We start from the raw sequence: 16590 nt of genomic DNA on the forward strand, positions 1-16590 counted from the left end.
ATGAACACAAACAGGCGAGGAGGAAGTGCTGGTGCTTCCTTCTCGCCTGTTTTGTTGTTTCAGCCATGCTGGTCTCCTCGGTGGAAGATCGGTTGCCATGCGTGATGCGTGATGCGTGATGCGTGACCTCCTTGACGACAAAGCTCACCTCTTAGACGTAATCAAGCCTAACTATTTACACCAAACTCTATCTTCTGATCAATAAATTGCTTGAATCTTGTAAAATACTGCTCTGATGCCTCCCAGCGCCTAAGGTCCAAAAAAGACATGTCCTGTTTGCCATATTGATTGGGCGGCTGATAATGCCGGGAAACATAAGTTCCATGATCCACTGTATAAAAATAATACGCTTCATCCGGAGTCTTGATTTCAATCCGGGCATGCAGGTAGTCTCCGTCCTCGTCCGTATGCGCTTTACGGAAGCTGTAATATTTTGAGCCGTCCCAGAACCCGTCATCCTCCTCTTCTTCCGAATATAATTCCTGAATTACAGCGTGTTGCAAAATGTCTTGCACATATTGGACCTCAATGTTTCGTAAATAAAGCTCAGCCATATTAATACAGGTCAGCAACATAGTCCAGCAATCGCTAATCTCCGCTAGCTGTTCCTGAGACTCTTCTGTAATGTGCTCCCACTCAGATCCCTCATCTATAGTTCTCCTCAACAAACCGATGGAATGATCTTGCTCCAGCCAAATATAATAGTGATGCCGGTTATCTTTCATATAAACGCTGAGATCCCGCTCATCCCCGTCTGCATCAATATGCTCCAGTTGAACTTTGAAAAATACGCCTTGCTCCTGAAAATCAAACGATGGTTTGTCATCCGTCATTAAAATACACTGAGTCAATTTCAATATATTTTCCTCATTGATCGTGTTATGGGTAAAATATAATTGAACAGGTTTCTTTCTCGTGAGGGTTTCATTTACTTTTTTCAATGCGGAACGCCCTTCTACAATAACATTCACCAGCGTGCAAAAGGAAAATTCCATGTCCTCCTCATCCATATCCAGAAAAACTTCATCAATCAACACCTCATGAATGTCCACCGGAAGCTCCTGAAATACGCCGTCTCCCTCCCATACATTTACTAAGCATGCAATAGATTTCTGCCCGTCTACTTTGATGCTGTACTCGTCATCCTGAACTAAAACCGCAGCGCTAAGATCACCTATAACAATTGTTTCCCCGTGATTGTAGGTGCCGCACAATATTTCCTCAACCATCAGATTGCCCGAAACATAGATTTCCTGACCGCCTACAGCTATATTTTTCGCATTCAAATTACCGGTTACCATAAGTCCTATGGCACCATCTGTTTCTTTATTATAGAGATTGTCTACAGTAAAATTCCCATCGATAAAAATGATGATAACCTCTTTTTGTTGCGGGAAAGCCTGCTCCCAATCCAGATTAAGAGAAGGCAGCGTCAAATCCCCTTCATAATAAGCGGCTAGCTGCTCGTCACTGAAATCCTGGTAAAACTTCGCCCACCAAGATCCTTCCGGAAATTTATCTGCTAGTTGACTAATAGGAATGAATCGGAAAAGATTGCTCATACATTATTTCCCTTTCATTTTAAAATTTCCATTATTCTCTCATATGTAAAAATAAGGGTCAATCTCAACTTTACAAACCATCCCCCACAACAAAAAAAGGCCATCCTTCTATGGGATGGCCTGACAAATCAGAAGTGCAATAGTAATCACCGTTTATTATTTTTTCAAAACCGGTATCCAAATCTCACTTCTGAAGGTCGGTGAAGATATATCCTTACTCTCATTCCATAAAATTTCCGGGCCTCTTGCCAACTCATAATTAGCGGTAGGGAACCATTCAGAATAGATGCGTCCCCAGACATTTTGCAATGTATCGGGAAATGGTCCAACGGCTTCGAATACAGCCCATGTTGTTGCAGGAACATCTAGTTTCGTTAAATTTTCGGGGCATTCCTTGGTTGTAGCAACGCCAACATAATGGTCAAGTTCCCCCTTTTCTTCCATTCTCCCCTCAGAAAAATTCATCGATGCTTGAATCAGTCCCTGAGGTTCGACATTCGAGAGCTTTTTGAGCTGGTCGATGTCATCGCTAGTTAAGCTTTTCCACATAGATGCGATTTCCGGATTTACGCCATTAAATTGGATAGGTACCCTTCTCGTAATGCCTACGATACAGAATGACTCTTTTTCAATGATACGATAGTTCATTGCACTTCCCCCTTGAATCGTTAATTGAAAGGTCAAGCGCGGATAGGCTTTTAATGAAGGGCTATGCAACTTTACCGAAGAGGGCGGAATACCGTGCAGGCCTTGGAAAGCTCTAGAAAATGCGTCTGCTGAGCTATATCCATATTTCACCGCCACATCCATAACTCTTAATTCTCCAGCTTGAAGCTCAAATGCCGCAGATGTCAGGCGCCTCCGACGGATGTATTCTGATAGCGTGATGCCTGCAAGAAATGAGAACATTCTAGAAAAATGATATTCGGAACAACAAGCCAACCTCGCTGCTTCCTTCAGGTCTATATCATCAGCAAGATTCTCTTCAATGTATTGTAGAGCCCCGTTCAGATTTGCAAGCAAATCCATTCGAATGACCTCCCTTCACTAACAATATAGCAAGTATCGTCGGCATCCATCCGACATCTCATGCACAGTTTTGCTGGGTACCTAGGAGAAACTTGCCGCTACTTAAGATACGGTTCACCGCGCATTCAAAAAAGAGGTGCGAAAAAGCCGGTTCATCACCGGACGCTTTTCGCACCTTCGTTCTCTTTCCTAAATTAACGCGTCGAAGTGGCCCTCCGAGTTCACCGTCGCCGTCCGGGGATCGGTCAGACCGATGCCCTTGAGGCCTCCCTTCCACTCAATCCGCGAGAGGGGGAGGTGATCTTGAAGCGGAGAAGCCGGTACAAAATTTACGGGGGCGCTACTCCCGCTTTTCTGTACGAGTTGGGACTCCAGCAGCCGGATTTGCCGCTGCAGCTGCTCCCGGCGATAAGGAGTCTGCATCTCACTTCCTTGTGCCGCATTCACTTTATCCAGTTCCATCATCAGCCGGTTCCGCTGTTTCTCCAGGGAACTGACATCACTCTGTGTACCGCCGTAGGCCGCAATGGTCTGTACGGAGCTGATGCCTGATACTGTCTGTGCCGCCATGATCTTTCCCTCCCTTTCCTCGGCTCCCAATCCAAATTCAGCCAAATTTGAAAGTTCTAATCATCTTTATTACCCAGCAGGCCCCGTCATGACAACATCACAGCCTCAATTGGAGAATAATCGTCGTATAGTCTCAGTCGGCTGCTTGTTTCGACCCTACCAAAGACCCATCGAAGGCTGGCTAAAGTCCCTTCAGAGCTCCCTTACTCGTCCTTTAACCGCCGCTGATACAAAATGACAGACACTACTGTTAGCACAACCGTCCATGCCAAAGTAATGAGGAGGGGTTTTAATAAATCTCCCGTCGTATAACCTGTATTGCCTAGACCCAGCAGATGCACAAGCTGACTGCTTGGCATGTAATCCAGCACTTTGAAGACCGGATAATCCTTCGCTAGTACTTCTCCCCACGGTGCCCCCATAAATATGAACGCCACAGGGAGTATAGATAATGAGGCTTCAAGCAACGTCTTGGAGAATAAACCGCAGATCGTCCCGGCTGCAGTGTACAGAATAATCGAAAGAATGATTACTGCCACAAACGCCCATATATTAGCTGGCTCATAACCAAATAATAATGTAGAAATAGCGAGAACAACAGCAGACATGACAAAGACCAAACTGCTTTTACCGATTAGTACATCCATGGTCGTAGCCGGTGTCATCATTAATGACCGTAAAGTGTTACGCTCCTTCTCTTCCGCAATCAAGCAGGCTTGTGCGAAACATGTTAGCAATACAAACGAACTATTAAAAAGAAAACCGCTGGCTCCAGGTAAAGACGCACCTGCCCTCTTGAAAATCAGAGCGATAATAATAGGAAAAATCAGCATAATGGACAGCGCGTAGTTACGTGAAAACTCTTTGTAATCCTTCACAAATATCGCCTGGACACGTTTTAATGAGATACTCATAGTAACTCACTTCCTGTCATTTTAATAAAAATATCACCTAGACTTGGCTCTTTCGTTTCTAACCGGTCAATTAACCCTCGTCTCATCCAATCCGCGATTTGATCAGCCGTTCTCTCATCGATCGGGAGCTCGTAAGCTTCCCCATTGATTAATTCAACACAAACTACGTTCTCCCGGTGCTGTCGTTTAAGATCCTTCGGTGAACCGATGGTTTGGATTTGTCCCTGATACAGAATCGCTACGCGGTTGCATATCAATTCTGCCTCAGCCATATCATGCGTAGTTAAAAAAATCGTTGTCCCTTTGTCATTTAAGTAGCGTAAGCCTTTATAAATATGTGCTGAGTTTACCGGATCTAAAGCCGAAGTAGGTTCATCTAGAAATAATAATTCGGGCTCATGGATAATCGCGCAGGCCAACATGACACGCTGACGCATCCCTTTCGATAAGAGATTGACTTTCTTTTTGCGCTCTCCGCTTAAGTTTACAAACTGCAGCACCTTATCGACTGCAGATCTGGGAAGATCATATAACTTACGATACAGCTCCAAATTTTCCTCAATCGATAACCTCTCATATAGACCACTGTTATCCGTCAAAATGCCGAAGCGCATCTTCTGTGCAGACTGCTGCATCATCTCCGCTGGCTGGTTAAATACACTTGCCTGTCCACTTGTCGGATTTAACTGCGCAGTTAAAATCTTGATTAATGTCGTTTTTCCTGAACCGCTCGGACCGAGGAAGCCAAAAATTTCCCCTTTCGGAATTGAAAAAGACACATCTGCCAACGCATCTTTATTTCCAAATCTCTTACGGACACGTTCTACTTGGATAACATCCATTAACACCACTTCCTTAGCGTTGATGCCTTAAGCATATAAAGATTGCATGCTTCCAGCCATCAAAACCCGCCGAAATGTAGCTATTATCGCCTGAATAGTACCACAGAGTGCTTGATTGGTTGGACATTACCCAGGAAATTAAATGTTCAGAAGTGCTTTTAATTCAGACAATTTTGAACGGGATAACGGAACCACAGCATCTTTACCTGTATTTAACCGCAAGCTGTAGCTATTCTTCGTCCATGTAATAATCTCTCTTACTTTTTGCAGATTAACGATGTAGGACCGATGACACCTAAAAAAACCGAAATTTAACAATCTTTGCTCGAGTTCGGTCAACGTCAAAGCACAGTCATAATTTTCCCCATCCACATGAACAAGGATCGAACCCTCTACACTTTCTATAAAATCGATTTCAGGCGGATTAAATAAAATTACTTTGTCATTTCTTTTGGTTGAGATCTTCTGCAAGGTTATATTGGTCTCGTCTTGTTTCTGTAATTCCTGCTTATCCTCTTCGAAGTCCCGAATATCCAATGGATGAAATCCGGACTCGTTCAACCGATAAATGGTATCACAGGAAATAAGGGCATCCTCTAAATTCGAAGTTAAAATTAATATCTGCTTTTCTTGCGAAAGATCATCCAGAATCCGTTTGAATTGACGACGATCCTGCTCTTCCAAGTAAAAATAAGGTTCCTCCAGTACAAGTGTAGGCTGATGCGCAAAAAAAACACGTAGCAAGGTCACATACATCCTTTTCGATGAGCTTAGATCCTTGATCCTCACCTTCCGTTCTTCTTTTAGAACAAAATAATCCATTAACAAAGCGGCACGCTCTTTCCTCTCCGTTACTTGGATAAGAAAAGTAATTAGCTCTTCCACCGTTAAACGCATATACTCGCTTTGCCCAGCCCGAAATAAATAATATTGAGAATGGTCCACTAATTGATTCATTAAAAGCTGCTTTCGCTTCAAGTCCGTTATAATAGCAACCGATTGGTTCAATGTCATATTTAATTCAATCTTCGGTAGAAATAATTCCCCGTCATAATACATTGGTTGAAATTGCATTCCGTCCTCCTGATCAGCGACACTACTTGGATATATAAAACAATTATAAAGTCAGGATACTTTTTTGTCAGTTTCTAACTAAAAACACAACGGCATGTCCTATCTAAACGTTCGTCCAGCCGTTCATGTTCATTCGATTCCTTTCACTTAACAAGTATAAGCGAGGAAAATGGGGGTCACTTTAAGACTATCTGTTATGCAAGAAGGGGCTCAGCATATGACATATGGAGAAATTCTATTTCGTACGGCAACGTCTTTCGTTGCTCTACTCGTTTTGACGCGTCTTCTCGGTAAAAAACAAGTCGGACATCTAACGTTTTTCAATTATGTAACAGGGATCACCTTCGGCTCCACCACTGCGGAAATTATCGTCAACAGACAAATCACGCTGCTGCAAGGAATATCTAGCTTGGTCTTATGGTCGCTCTTGGCGTTCAGCGTTGCATTGATCGGACTGCGCTCTGTCAAAGCACGTGAGATTCTCGACGGCCAACCTACGATTCTCGTCAAACAAGGTAAGATTCTGGATGAGGCATTAGCTAAGCAGCACCTCAACATCGACGATTTAAGCATGTTGCTTCGGAATAAGGATGTCTTCTCACCCGAAGAAGTCGAATTTGCAATTCTGGAACCTGACGGTAAACTTAGCGTGTTGATAAAAGAAGAGCTGCTGCCTGCAACAAAAAAAGATATAAAAGTAAACGTTGCACCTATTCACAATATCCCAACTGAGCTTATCGTTGATGGTAAAATCGTAGAAAAGAATCTTAATAAAATAGATGTCTCCGTTGTCTGGCTCAACCAACAATTAAAGAAAGCCAACATTCATTCTTTAGATCAAGTATTTTACGCAGAGCTCCAATTGGACGGGAGTCTGTATATCGACAAATACCAGGATATAAATCCATAAAAGACCCCCAAAGAGAACAGCCCCCGGGCTGTTCTCTTTCGCTGTCTGCTTTAGAAGCAGGTGAACGAGCGAATCCGATTCAAATCAATACCGAAGTACCCCCAGAAGAGACCGAACCATCTGAACCCTGCAACAGAATTACGCCCGACGAATACCGGGAAGAACCAGAATTGCTCGCCGTTGTTCAGCCAAATGTATGTGTTGCGGAACAGACAGCCTCTGATCGCACCGGGGTCGATGGCAAATGCGGTGGCCGACATTTGCGGTACGAATTGCGGTGGAGGTGCCGTCGGCGCTTGAACGCCTCCCGGTGCAGCTCCTGGAGGTCCCGGAGTCCCAGGAAATCCACCTGGTCCACCCGGTCCTCCTGGTCCTCCTGGTCCTCCTGGTCCACCCGGAAACCCTGGGAATTGGCCGCTTCCCGGCGTTGGAAAAAATCCCATATATGATCGCTCCTTTCAATGAGTAGGCACAATCATCATATGCATTCGCGGAAAGAGTGTTTGGGCGAATGCCAATAAATAATCCGCGCCCAGCCGAAGCTGAACAGTAATGAAATTAAGCCGTCTAAAAGCCTTTTTCACCTGCTTCGGCTTATAAATATGGACGGATATCCACTTATGCTGATTCCTAATTTGACTTAGAATTACCGTAGAAGATTGAAAAAGGCTGTGATTCTAATGTTATTCAAAAGAGACAAATGGTTGCAATATCGCATCCTTCGCAAAGGTTCCTCTCTCGCCGGACGGCTGCCAGAGACACAGTTGCTTAAGAAGAACGCATTAACGAATATGCTGCTTCACTATCAAAGCGTCGTATTGAAACCCCGCAACGGGAGTTACGGAAGGGATATCCTGTTCATTAAAAGAAACGGTGCAAACGCCTATCGTATTCATAACGAAAAGAAAGCCTTCACCATGACAGACAGCGATAAGTTACTTAAATTGTTCCGTAAAAAAAACAGAGGTCGTGGATATATTGTCCAAAGGCGTCTGCAGCTTGCCCAAATTCAACACAAGCCATTCGACATTCGGATAATGGTTCAGCGACAAAAGAGCTCTTCATCCACTTGGATCGTGACAGGCTCATACGCGAAAGTTGCGGCGCATGGATATCTAGTCACAAATGTGGCTAGCCGCACCATTCCAGTCCTTGAGGCACTCAAATTAGCCCGAATCGGAGATCGGAGCTTGCTTGTCAAAGCGGAACAGATCGCATTATTGGCAGCTACACGACTGGGAGAGCGTTACCCAAAGCTTAGACAAGTCGGGTTCGATATAGGCATCGACAGGAACTGCCGGATTTGGATCATTGAAGGCAATTATCAACCGGACTTACGCCCATTCCGGCTCTTGAAAGATTCCTCAATGCATCGCAGAATATTATGGTATAAGAAACATTAGAACGAAAAAAAAGACGACCAGCCTCTTATCTTTGGCCTGTCGTCTTTTCATGTTTGGTGCCTATCCTTGATAATCCCCCGCTTGCAATTTTACTTGCGTCTTTTGTTACTTACAACACGCGTCACTTGGAACTTATTTACCCCTACCTGTATAATGGCAAACTGGCTGTAAGAAGTGCCGGAAGACGTATAAGGTTCCGCTTGAATATTTCCACTCGGTGTTCTAACCGTTGCAGTGATTCTAGTCACCAAACAGACTCCACGGCTAGAAGCTTTCCAAGTCTCGTCACGCTGAACATTATAATTGTCATCACTACATAAGATGGATGCATATTCAACTTTTCCAAATGCATTAAACGATGTGGAGTTAAAGATCTGTACGGGGTCATAACCGCCAGCTTTTCTATTTCCCATCCTCAAAACCTCCCTTATTATCGATATTATTCATTAAATGCAATTGCATCGTTTTGGTAAGGTATAAATGTGGACAAGAAAAAAAAGTACGTTTATCCGATGGTCACAACCCCTTCTCTTTTACTTCTATTATCTTTTTACTAAACTGATATTTTACAGTAACATTCTCAATAATCTCAGTATTCTGGTAGGCAAGAGAACCTTCAAATACTAATGTATCATTGTCTTTCCACACCAGGTTATCAGCATAGCTATAATTCTCATGATCGGTGCGAATCCATGTGTCTAATTCTTTTTGTGCACCATATTTGACTCTTGCAGATTCTATTAACTCTGGACTTGTCATTCCCTCTTCAATATTGCTAATTTGAACGAAATTACTTTTATTAGAGCATGTTACGATCGCAATTAACTTATGATTTGGAGAAGGGATAATTTTTGTAATATACATAGATGGTGCAGAAAAACTTAAATATTCTTTAAGCACATTATCTTTAATTCTCCAAATGACATTTTGACTTCCATAGTCCGAATAATTATTAAACAACGTAAATATCATACTTCCGTCTGCTAGCTTAACAATATAAGGGCTCCGATAACTTTTCGACAAAATATCTACGGCAAAAGCAGCCGCATCAGCGATTTTTTGATTCTCATTTTTTATAAATGGCTGAAGTTCTTTTAACGCTTTTACTCTCAACGTGGGATCATTAAAGCTTTCTACCAGCCTATTAATAGCAATATATACATATTCATTATTATCACTTTTTAAAGCATGTAGAAATTTTTCCGCATCATATTGAGTAGCAGGCTCTAACTCCATGTCTTCAGCATTTAAATAACGTATGTAAGGCTCTGAATTTTGATTTTTATAATATTCTGTTGCTAATAAAGCTGAAGCGGTTGAACTATATAGGACAAGACAGGCAACCAAAATAACCCACTTTTCAGAAATTCCTTTTTTCCTTTTCTCTATTCCATTGTGCCCAGCCGCTTCAATTAAGTTTTCATCAATGAGTCCGATCTCCTTAAATAAATCTTCTTTTTTCATAGGTTAACCCCCTCTTTGTCTAGATGAACTCGAAGTTTATTTCTTGTCCTAAATAATATAGATTTCACTTTACTACTACTCATATTAAATCTCATAGAAAGCTCATCTATTGAATAGGAATACCAGTACCTTCCAATAAATATGTTTCTCGCTTGCTCATCTATGCCATATAAAAATTGATTTATTAAGTTTGCGATCTCACCTTCTTCATACTCTGTTTCTACAGTATCAGGCGAAGCTAGACATTCTTCTAGTTCCGTTAGAATGACTTCAAACTCACGATTACGCTTTTTCGCTGTGTTATAACCATACTTATCAAGCGCAATATTACGGATGATCCTCCCTAAAAATACCGAAAAATTCCTAGGCAGATTAGGCGGTATCGCATTCCATGCCGCTAAGTATGTATCGTTCTCACACTCTTCAACATCCGAGAAATTTGAAATAATGTTTCTTGCAATGACTCTGCAGTAAGCCCCATATTTATTTTTAGTCTCTAAAATGGCTTGCTGTGAACGCTGTAAGTATAGGTGGATTATTCCTTGGTCTTCCATTCGTTTTTCTCCTTTTAAACACTCTTATCTATATAGTAGAGAATTCTTAGGATGGGTTGCACTTATATTAAAATTTACACCCATATATAAAGACAACCCCCTCCTAAACAAGGAAGGGGTCTTTGTAATAGATCTGCCTTTTGGTCATCTCTACAATCCAAAATGTTCTCTAACTAACCTAAATTGTTCTTCCACGCTCATACTTGGTATTCTTTCAACGGTTTTGATCCCCATTTTATTACAAGCAGTCTTAATCTCATTGGAGAACTTAACCATAGATTTGTTACCGTGTTTAATCGTTTCTTCTGGATTTATCGTGTAGGCGTTAATACAATCTAAAATCATCTTATGATCTTCTCTAAAGTAATATAATCTCTCTATCTCTTCATCGGACGTATAAAAACAAATCATTCTCTCTTTTGGAATAAACGGTAGTATACGTTCAGGCATTATTCCTAAATCTATTATAATTGGTTTATTATTAGGAATTGTTAACAAATCAATGATAAAGAAGTCCATCATCTCTTCGACGATTTGAAATAGCCACTCGCAGTGCTCATCTACGGGTTTATTGAACCACTCATTCCAATCCAAATCAGGATTAGGAAATTGAAGGGCAGGGTATTCAACAGGACTAGTGAATGGTCTGTATTTTAAGACATCATCCCCCAATGTTTGAAAGCCTAGCTCCTCTACAAATTTCTTGGTCATGGTAGTCTTCCCAGCACAAGGCCCCCCATTAAGCCAGTAAACATGTTTTAATTGTTCCTTCAAATAATTATTATTAATCTTCATCCGGTACACCCCATATGATTTGTGTAATATCTTACTTTAACACGTTGGTTTCAGGGAGGTGACGGATTCTTATCTTCCTATAACAGTGAAAACACATAGAAATTCTCCTTTCTTGACACAAGTAGTTATATTCTATGAGTTGGGTTAAATTCCCTGTCACTTTATCTTTAATACGATCTTTCCTTTTGCCCTGCCCAATTCAGAATACTCCATCGCCTTCTGAGCTTCTTCGAAAGAGAATATTTGATCAATTACAGGCTTTATTTCTCCTGCTTCTATAAGCTCCGAAATGATCTCCAATTGTCTCCCGCTTGGTTTCATGAACAAGAAGCTGTATTTGACATTATATTGCTTTTCTAATTTTGTTAGCTTACGGGTAACCAATCGAAAAAGACTCGTTTTTAAAAAACCAGACCCATATTCAACTCCGAAGCGTGCATTGGGCAGCCCAGAAACCGATACAATTTGTCCGCCTGGTTTGACTATTTTAAAAGCCTTTTCTAATGTCTCTCCGCCAATCGTATCGAATACTCCATCATAATTTTGTAAGACCTTATCAAATTGTTCTGTTTTATAATTGATTATTTGATCTGCCCCAAGAGATTTGACCAGATTAGCTCCAGCATTGCTAGTAGTTGTAGCCACATAAACTCCCATCTCTTTGGCAAGCTGGATAGCAAAGGTCCCAACGCCGCCCGAACCAGCTTGAATCAATACCTTTTGCCCTGCCGATAGCTGTAATATATCATGTAATGCTTGATAGGCTGTAAGCCCGACTAATGGGATTGACGCCGCTTCCTCAAAAGAAAGGTTTTGTGGCTTTAAGGCTATATCGTCCTCATGTATAGATATATATTCTGCGAAGGTTCCAATTCTATTTTTTCTTGGCCGTCCGTATATTGCATCGCCTATTTTGAATTTTGTTACTTTATTTCCTACTTTGGTGACTATACCTGAAAAATCATTTCCTAACACAAGCGGCATATCGTATTTCAACAACATACGAGTTTTGCCATCCCGCACCTTGAAATCGATAGGATTAATACTCGCCGCATGGATTTCTGCCAACACATCATAATCACCTACTGAAGGTGTTGGAATGTCTGTCATTAGAAGAGGACTTTTCCCATATTTTTCAATGATCATCGCTTTCATTAAGAAACCTCCAATTCTAATAATATTGTTCCATAAATTCATCGAGATGGTTTATAAGATTTTTTAACACTCCTAATTTTGTTCTAACGTCCATAAAATAATAATTTTTAGAGCCTTCTTTCCTCACCATTATAATTCCGGCTTCTCTTAAGATTCTTAGATGATGGGAAACAGCAGGTCGTGATAGATGCGTTTTTTCAGTAATCTCACCTACGCGTAACCCGTTCGTACAGGTAGTCTCCATAAGTACAGTAATAATAGATTGTCTTGTCTCATTACCAATAGCTAAAAAGACCTTCTGACACATCTTGAAATCGTCTTTGATGACTTCGACTTGTTGCTGTTTATTAATGATTCTCACCGCTTTCGTTTCGTTCAATCGTTTAAGTTAGTGAACCATTTGCTGACGAGTATGTCATAACAAGATATGCTCCGCAACCTTGAGAAAGAAAATCGAGATCACAAGTAAATTTTTTACATTCCTTCTCCTCCAACCCTCAGAGCAGAATTGTCGATAGATCTCAAATCGTATCAAGAACAATTGACGTTGAGTGAGCTGCTTGCACTTGAAGTACTGGAAAATAAGCTTACAGCATTGGTTCATTGGCTTATGAAAAATCGCCGTCCGACTCCCAACAGGGAACGTGAACGGCGATAATTTTTGAGTTATCCAATAAACGGCAGTTCAAAGTAAATTAAGGTTTTCTTTATAAAAGGCATTCAGTTTTTCAACAGCTTGTCTAACTGGTTCTGGTTGATCGTATAGGTCATAGTGGCTTACATTTTCAAGAATGAACAAGTCCTTTTTCGTTGACGCCGCTCTATTATACAGCTCATGACCATCTTTGTATGAACCAAATGCACCTTGTTTATCACCTACAATGAACAGGTGGAAGAATTACTGGAGAAGAATATCGCGGTGGCCTCACGTTATTAAGCTGATGATACTTATGATACGATTCACCGCACTGTCTATATCGGTAAGTTTTAGGGCCATCCTTTGACGGATGGCCCTTCTTATAAATTGAACCAACGTCCTACCAAGGTAACCTGATAGGTTAATCCGCTTAACCAAGCGGTCATTGTGGATATTTTATACAAAAAGTTATACTGCAATTGACTAGTCGAAATGATACAAATTGGAGGTTATCCAAATGAATGTTGAGATAGGAAAAAAAATAAAGACTCTTCGTTTACAAAAAGAAATGACTCAGGAAGAACTAGCAGCAAAACTGAATCTGTCATCCCAAGCAGTATCTAAGTGGGAAAATAATGTAACCATGCCTGATATTCAAATTCTTCCTGATTTATCCGTGATTTTTGGTGTTACAATTGATGAATTATTTGCATTAACCGATGATACCCATTTAGAACGAATTGGAAATATGATTAGTACTGAACATTTTATATCCGAAGACGATTTTAACTATGCTGAACAATTTTTAAAAGGAAAAATAAATGATGCGCAAAAAAAATCCCCATCCCTCACCTTGCTAGCTCAGTTACACATTCATCGTTCAGATGAGCACCGTGAAATGGCTTCCCATTATGCTAAGGATGCGCTGCTATTAGCTCCGGACAGCAAAAGTAATCATAATGCCTTGCGAGATGCGGAGAATGGAATCATTTTTGATTGGAACTTTTCAAATCACCATAAACTCATTGCATATTATAAGAATTTCGTGCCGAATCACCCGGATTACTGGCAGGCTTATGTATGGCTTATGAACTACTTAATCGCAGACGGCAGATGTATTGAAGCAAAAGAAATTCTGGAACAATTGAACCAAATCCATCCTGGTCATTTATATCAAAAATATGGAGGGCTGATATGCAAGGAAGAGGGTAACCTTTCTCAGGCGCTGGCTCTCTGGGAGCAAATGACTGATTTGTATCCTGAGGATTGGCTTGCATGGTCCTCCAGAGGAGACTGTATGGCTAAACTTTGCAGGTACGACGAAGCCATAGAATACTATTCCAAAGGTTACGAACTACAGCAAAGTCCAAAGTATACAGATGCATTTGAAGCCATTTCTCATATATATATAATAAAAGGGGAATATGATAAGTCTATTGAAAAGCATCACGAAATAATTGAGCTGCTAGAAAGGGACTGGAAAGTCACAGAGGGTAAAACCATTGATTTTTATAAGAGAGAAATAGAAAATTTAAAGATAATGTTGAATAAACAAACCTAACATTTATAAAAATACCAAATAACATGGACGACTGGCCCTTTCCGCCAAAACGGCGGAGGGGGCTTTTGCTTTTAGTAAGCAAAACTGCCCCACTAGATACTACATTATTTTGTGAACCCAGAATGCTTGGAGAATCCCATGTGTGCTGATTTGCCCAAGCGGTGCAGTCCCCGGATATCTTAGGTTTACTTTCGTTGTAACCTTCTAGCTACCTACCCGATCTAATATTTAAGTAACGTTACGAACATCCTAAGACTTTTAGTCAAGAAAGCAGGTAAATCTTTGCATATTAATCCTATTGTCGTCAAAGCCAAAGCTGGGGACTCTGAAGCATTCGTGCAGTTGATGCAAGAGATAGAGTTACCTCTGTATAGAACTGCAAGGTCCATCGTCAACAAAGACGAGGATTGTGCAGATGCCCTGCAAGAGACGATGCTTAAAGCCTTTAGGTCCATCCATACACTCAGAGAGCCCGCTTTTTTCAAAACGTGGATCTTCCGGATTCTGATTAATGAATGCAACAAAATGATCAAAAACAATACAAGAGCCCTCCCTTATGGAGAGCTTCCCGAAGTCCCTTCCATTTCCAAGGATTATGAGAAAATCGAAATATGGGATGCCGTTCAACATCTTGAGGAGAATCTACGAATTGTCATTCACCTTCATTACCTACAGGACATGCCGATCAGTCAAATTTCCGACATTCTCGAAATTTCTACGGTAGCCGTGAAGACCCGGCTGCATCGCGCCCGCAAAAAGCTAAAGCATTTATCTCAATTCAATCAAGAAATGGAGTTGCGACATGGTAAACACTAAGTTAGAAGAACAATTAAAGAACTGCCAAAGCCTACTTCCCGATCAGTTATCGGATATTGCCCGCTCCAAGCTGAATGAGACTTACCAAATCATCAGGGAAACCGATAATTCCATTTCCCCCGTTCAGAAAAAGAAAAATGTATCTAAAACTTTTAATAAATGGTTGATTTCCACTGCAGCCGCTGCAATTCTTGGAGTTACAGTCCTTGCTTCCGGCTTTGTATCGCCCGCAATGGCTGATGCACTCAAGCAAATTCCGGTTCTGGGACAAATCTATTCATTATGGGGCGAAAACAACGGAGATCCCGGTGTTCAACAAGCCGAGGATTTCATCACAAACGTAAACCAAAGCGTGACCCATGGCAATGTTACTATGAATATTCCAACGTTGTTATTTGACGGGACCCGAATTCTTATGAACATAACCACTCCTGGAAACCGTCTGGCTTCGGAGCCCAATTCGCCACCTTCAGATGCCAATAAAGGAGCGGTGGATAAGTTTGAGGTTCTCTATAAAGGCCAACCTCTGCTCTGGAGTTACGAACATATGGACGGTGAGACTGCTTCCAGCATAATGGTTCAGGTTTTGAACACTTATTATGAGCCGAGCACAACAACACAGACTGTCCAGTTCCCTGATCAGTTTGACTTGACTGTAAATGTAACGTTAAAGGGTTACGATGTCCCGTTCGAATTCGTTCTGCCTGTTACAAAATCAACGCCCGTTACCATACTAACTTCAGAGGAGACCATGCATCACGATAACATTAACTTGCAGATCAGTAAGGTGGAAATCACCCCAATCACAACGCAGGTATCCATTGAGTACAAAACCAAACCTGGCCAGAGCAAAGAAGAAATGCTCGATTCTATCCCTTCGAAATATAAGGGGGCTAACGGGGGCGCCATCGCTCTTCAATTTGACATTGTGGATGAACGTGGCGTTCAACTGAAGCCCATCGGTGCTCACCCCTTAAGCGAATCTTATAATGTTCGTTTTGAACCCTTCAAGACTATTCCGAGTACCGTAACCATCAAACCGTACTTAGTCGTTTCCGAAGGTCAAGCCCCAGCTGGGACTAAAGGACTGTGGGAAGACAACAATATGGTCAAGGAATATATCCCTGAGCTGGAGACTGTACTTTCGGTGCAATAGTTCATTTGTAAAAAGGACATTATTCTCTTGGATTAAAAGGGTATGCAAACCTACAAAAGACGAAGCCAATTTAAACTGTACCCTATCGAGTAGACACTTTTAAAAAGTCTCTCGGTAGGGTATTTTTGTTTATAACGAAGAAGATAGG

General features: G+C 41.3%; 18 protein-coding genes and 1 pseudogene. 5 read left to right on the top strand and 14 right to left on the bottom strand.

Features of this window, described 5'->3' with window-relative positions; genetic code table 11:
* Positions 1-167: 167 nt before the first annotated feature.
* The 6 genes from PAENI_RS06915 to PAENI_RS06940 form a co-directional block, all read right to left on the bottom strand.
* Entirely contained in the window at positions 168-1562 is a 1395-nt protein-coding gene (locus PAENI_RS06915) for a hypothetical protein (protein WP_149644770.1), read from the bottom strand.
* Between the two features lie 156 nt (positions 1563-1718).
* Entirely contained in the window at positions 1719-2591 is an 873-nt protein-coding gene (locus PAENI_RS06920; protein WP_149644771.1) for an AraC family transcriptional regulator, read from the bottom strand.
* Positions 2592-2780: 189 nt separating this feature from the next.
* Complete coding sequence (locus PAENI_RS06925; RefSeq protein WP_076286012.1) at positions 2781-3161, bottom strand: FlxA-like family protein; 381 nt, start codon at positions 3159-3161, stop codon at positions 2781-2783.
* Between the two features lie 203 nt (positions 3162-3364).
* Positions 3365-4075, bottom strand: coding sequence for an ABC transporter permease (locus PAENI_RS06930; protein WP_149644772.1), 711 nt, complete (start codon positions 4073-4075; stop codon positions 3365-3367).
* Positions 4072-4917 (bottom strand): ABC transporter ATP-binding protein, encoded by an 846-nt coding sequence (locus PAENI_RS06935; protein ID WP_149644773.1) that lies wholly within the window; start codon positions 4915-4917, stop codon positions 4072-4074. The genes PAENI_RS06930 and PAENI_RS06935 overlap by 4 nt, the downstream gene beginning before the upstream one ends.
* Before the next feature lie 138 nt (positions 4918-5055).
* Entirely contained in the window at positions 5056-5991 is a 936-nt protein-coding gene (locus PAENI_RS06940; protein ID WP_149644774.1) for a LytTR family transcriptional regulator DNA-binding domain-containing protein, read from the bottom strand.
* Positions 5992-6208: 217 nt separating this feature from the next.
* On the opposite strand from PAENI_RS06940, the gene PAENI_RS06945 reads away from it, so the two are divergent.
* A complete protein-coding gene (locus tag PAENI_RS06945; RefSeq protein ID WP_149644775.1) occupies positions 6209-6901 on the top strand; it encodes a YetF domain-containing protein in 693 nt (230 codons plus the stop codon).
* Positions 6902-6951: 50 nt separating this feature from the next.
* On the opposite strand, the gene PAENI_RS06950 is transcribed toward PAENI_RS06945, so the two are convergent.
* The gene (locus tag PAENI_RS06950; RefSeq protein ID WP_042130783.1) at positions 6952-7344 is read right to left on the bottom strand and encodes a hypothetical protein; all 393 of its coding nucleotides are present in this window, start codon (positions 7342-7344) and stop codon (positions 6952-6954) included.
* Positions 7345-7605: 261 nt separating this feature from the next.
* Between PAENI_RS06950 and PAENI_RS06955 the strand changes: the two genes are divergently transcribed.
* On the top strand, positions 7606-8304 hold the full coding sequence (locus PAENI_RS06955) for a YheC/YheD family protein (RefSeq protein WP_188114495.1): 699 nt from the start codon (positions 7606-7608) through the stop codon (positions 8302-8304).
* An 89-nt stretch (positions 8305-8393) separates the two neighbouring features.
* Here the strand turns inward: PAENI_RS06955 and PAENI_RS06960 are convergent, their stop codons facing one another.
* The 7 genes and pseudogenes from PAENI_RS06960 to PAENI_RS32925 form a co-directional block, all read right to left on the bottom strand.
* On the bottom strand, positions 8394-8717 hold the full coding sequence (locus PAENI_RS06960) for a hypothetical protein (protein WP_076300430.1): 324 nt from the start codon (positions 8715-8717) through the stop codon (positions 8394-8396).
* 103 nt (positions 8718-8820) lie between these two features.
* On the bottom strand, positions 8821-9768 hold the full coding sequence (locus PAENI_RS06965; protein WP_149644777.1) for a hypothetical protein: 948 nt from the start codon (positions 9766-9768) through the stop codon (positions 8821-8823).
* On the bottom strand, positions 9765-10322 hold the full coding sequence (locus tag PAENI_RS06970; protein ID WP_076286005.1) for an RNA polymerase sigma factor: 558 nt from the start codon (positions 10320-10322) through the stop codon (positions 9765-9767). The genes PAENI_RS06965 and PAENI_RS06970 overlap by 4 nt, the downstream gene beginning before the upstream one ends.
* 150 nt (positions 10323-10472) lie before the next feature.
* The gene (locus PAENI_RS06975; RefSeq protein ID WP_149644778.1) at positions 10473-11117 is read right to left on the bottom strand and encodes a DEAD/DEAH box helicase family protein; all 645 of its coding nucleotides are present in this window, start codon (positions 11115-11117) and stop codon (positions 10473-10475) included.
* A 156-nt stretch (positions 11118-11273) separates the two neighbouring features.
* A complete protein-coding gene (locus tag PAENI_RS06980; RefSeq protein WP_149644779.1) occupies positions 11274-12272 on the bottom strand; it encodes an NADP-dependent oxidoreductase in 999 nt (332 codons plus the stop codon).
* Between the two features lie 16 nt (positions 12273-12288).
* Positions 12289-12579 (bottom strand): ArsR/SmtB family transcription factor, encoded by a 291-nt coding sequence (locus tag PAENI_RS06985; RefSeq protein WP_405176794.1) that lies wholly within the window; start codon positions 12577-12579, stop codon positions 12289-12291.
* A gap of 378 nt (positions 12580-12957) precedes the next feature.
* Positions 12958-13155 (bottom strand): annotated as a pseudogene (locus PAENI_RS32925) (alpha/beta hydrolase); the annotation flags it as partial.
* Positions 13156-13426: 271 nt separating this feature from the next.
* Here PAENI_RS32925 and PAENI_RS06995 point away from each other — a divergent pair.
* The 3 genes from PAENI_RS06995 (at position 13427) to PAENI_RS07005 (ending at position 16442) form a co-directional block, all read left to right on the top strand.
* Entirely contained in the window at positions 13427-14470 is a 1044-nt protein-coding gene (locus tag PAENI_RS06995; protein WP_149644781.1) for a helix-turn-helix domain-containing protein, read from the top strand.
* A 282-nt stretch (positions 14471-14752) separates the two neighbouring features.
* Positions 14753-15286 carry an RNA polymerase sigma factor gene (locus PAENI_RS07000; protein WP_149644782.1) on the top strand — a complete coding sequence of 178 codons (534 nt, stop codon included), beginning with the start codon at positions 14753-14755 and terminating at the stop codon, positions 15284-15286.
* A complete protein-coding gene (locus PAENI_RS07005) occupies positions 15273-16442 on the top strand; it encodes a DUF4179 domain-containing protein (RefSeq protein WP_149644783.1) in 1170 nt (389 codons plus the stop codon). Before PAENI_RS07000 ends, PAENI_RS07005 begins: the two co-directional genes overlap by 14 nt.
* Positions 16443-16590 lie beyond the last annotated feature (148 nt).

Source organism: Paenibacillus sp. B2(2019) (assembly GCF_008370385.1).
GTDB lineage: Bacteria > Bacillota > Bacilli > Paenibacillales > Paenibacillaceae > Paenibacillus_AQ.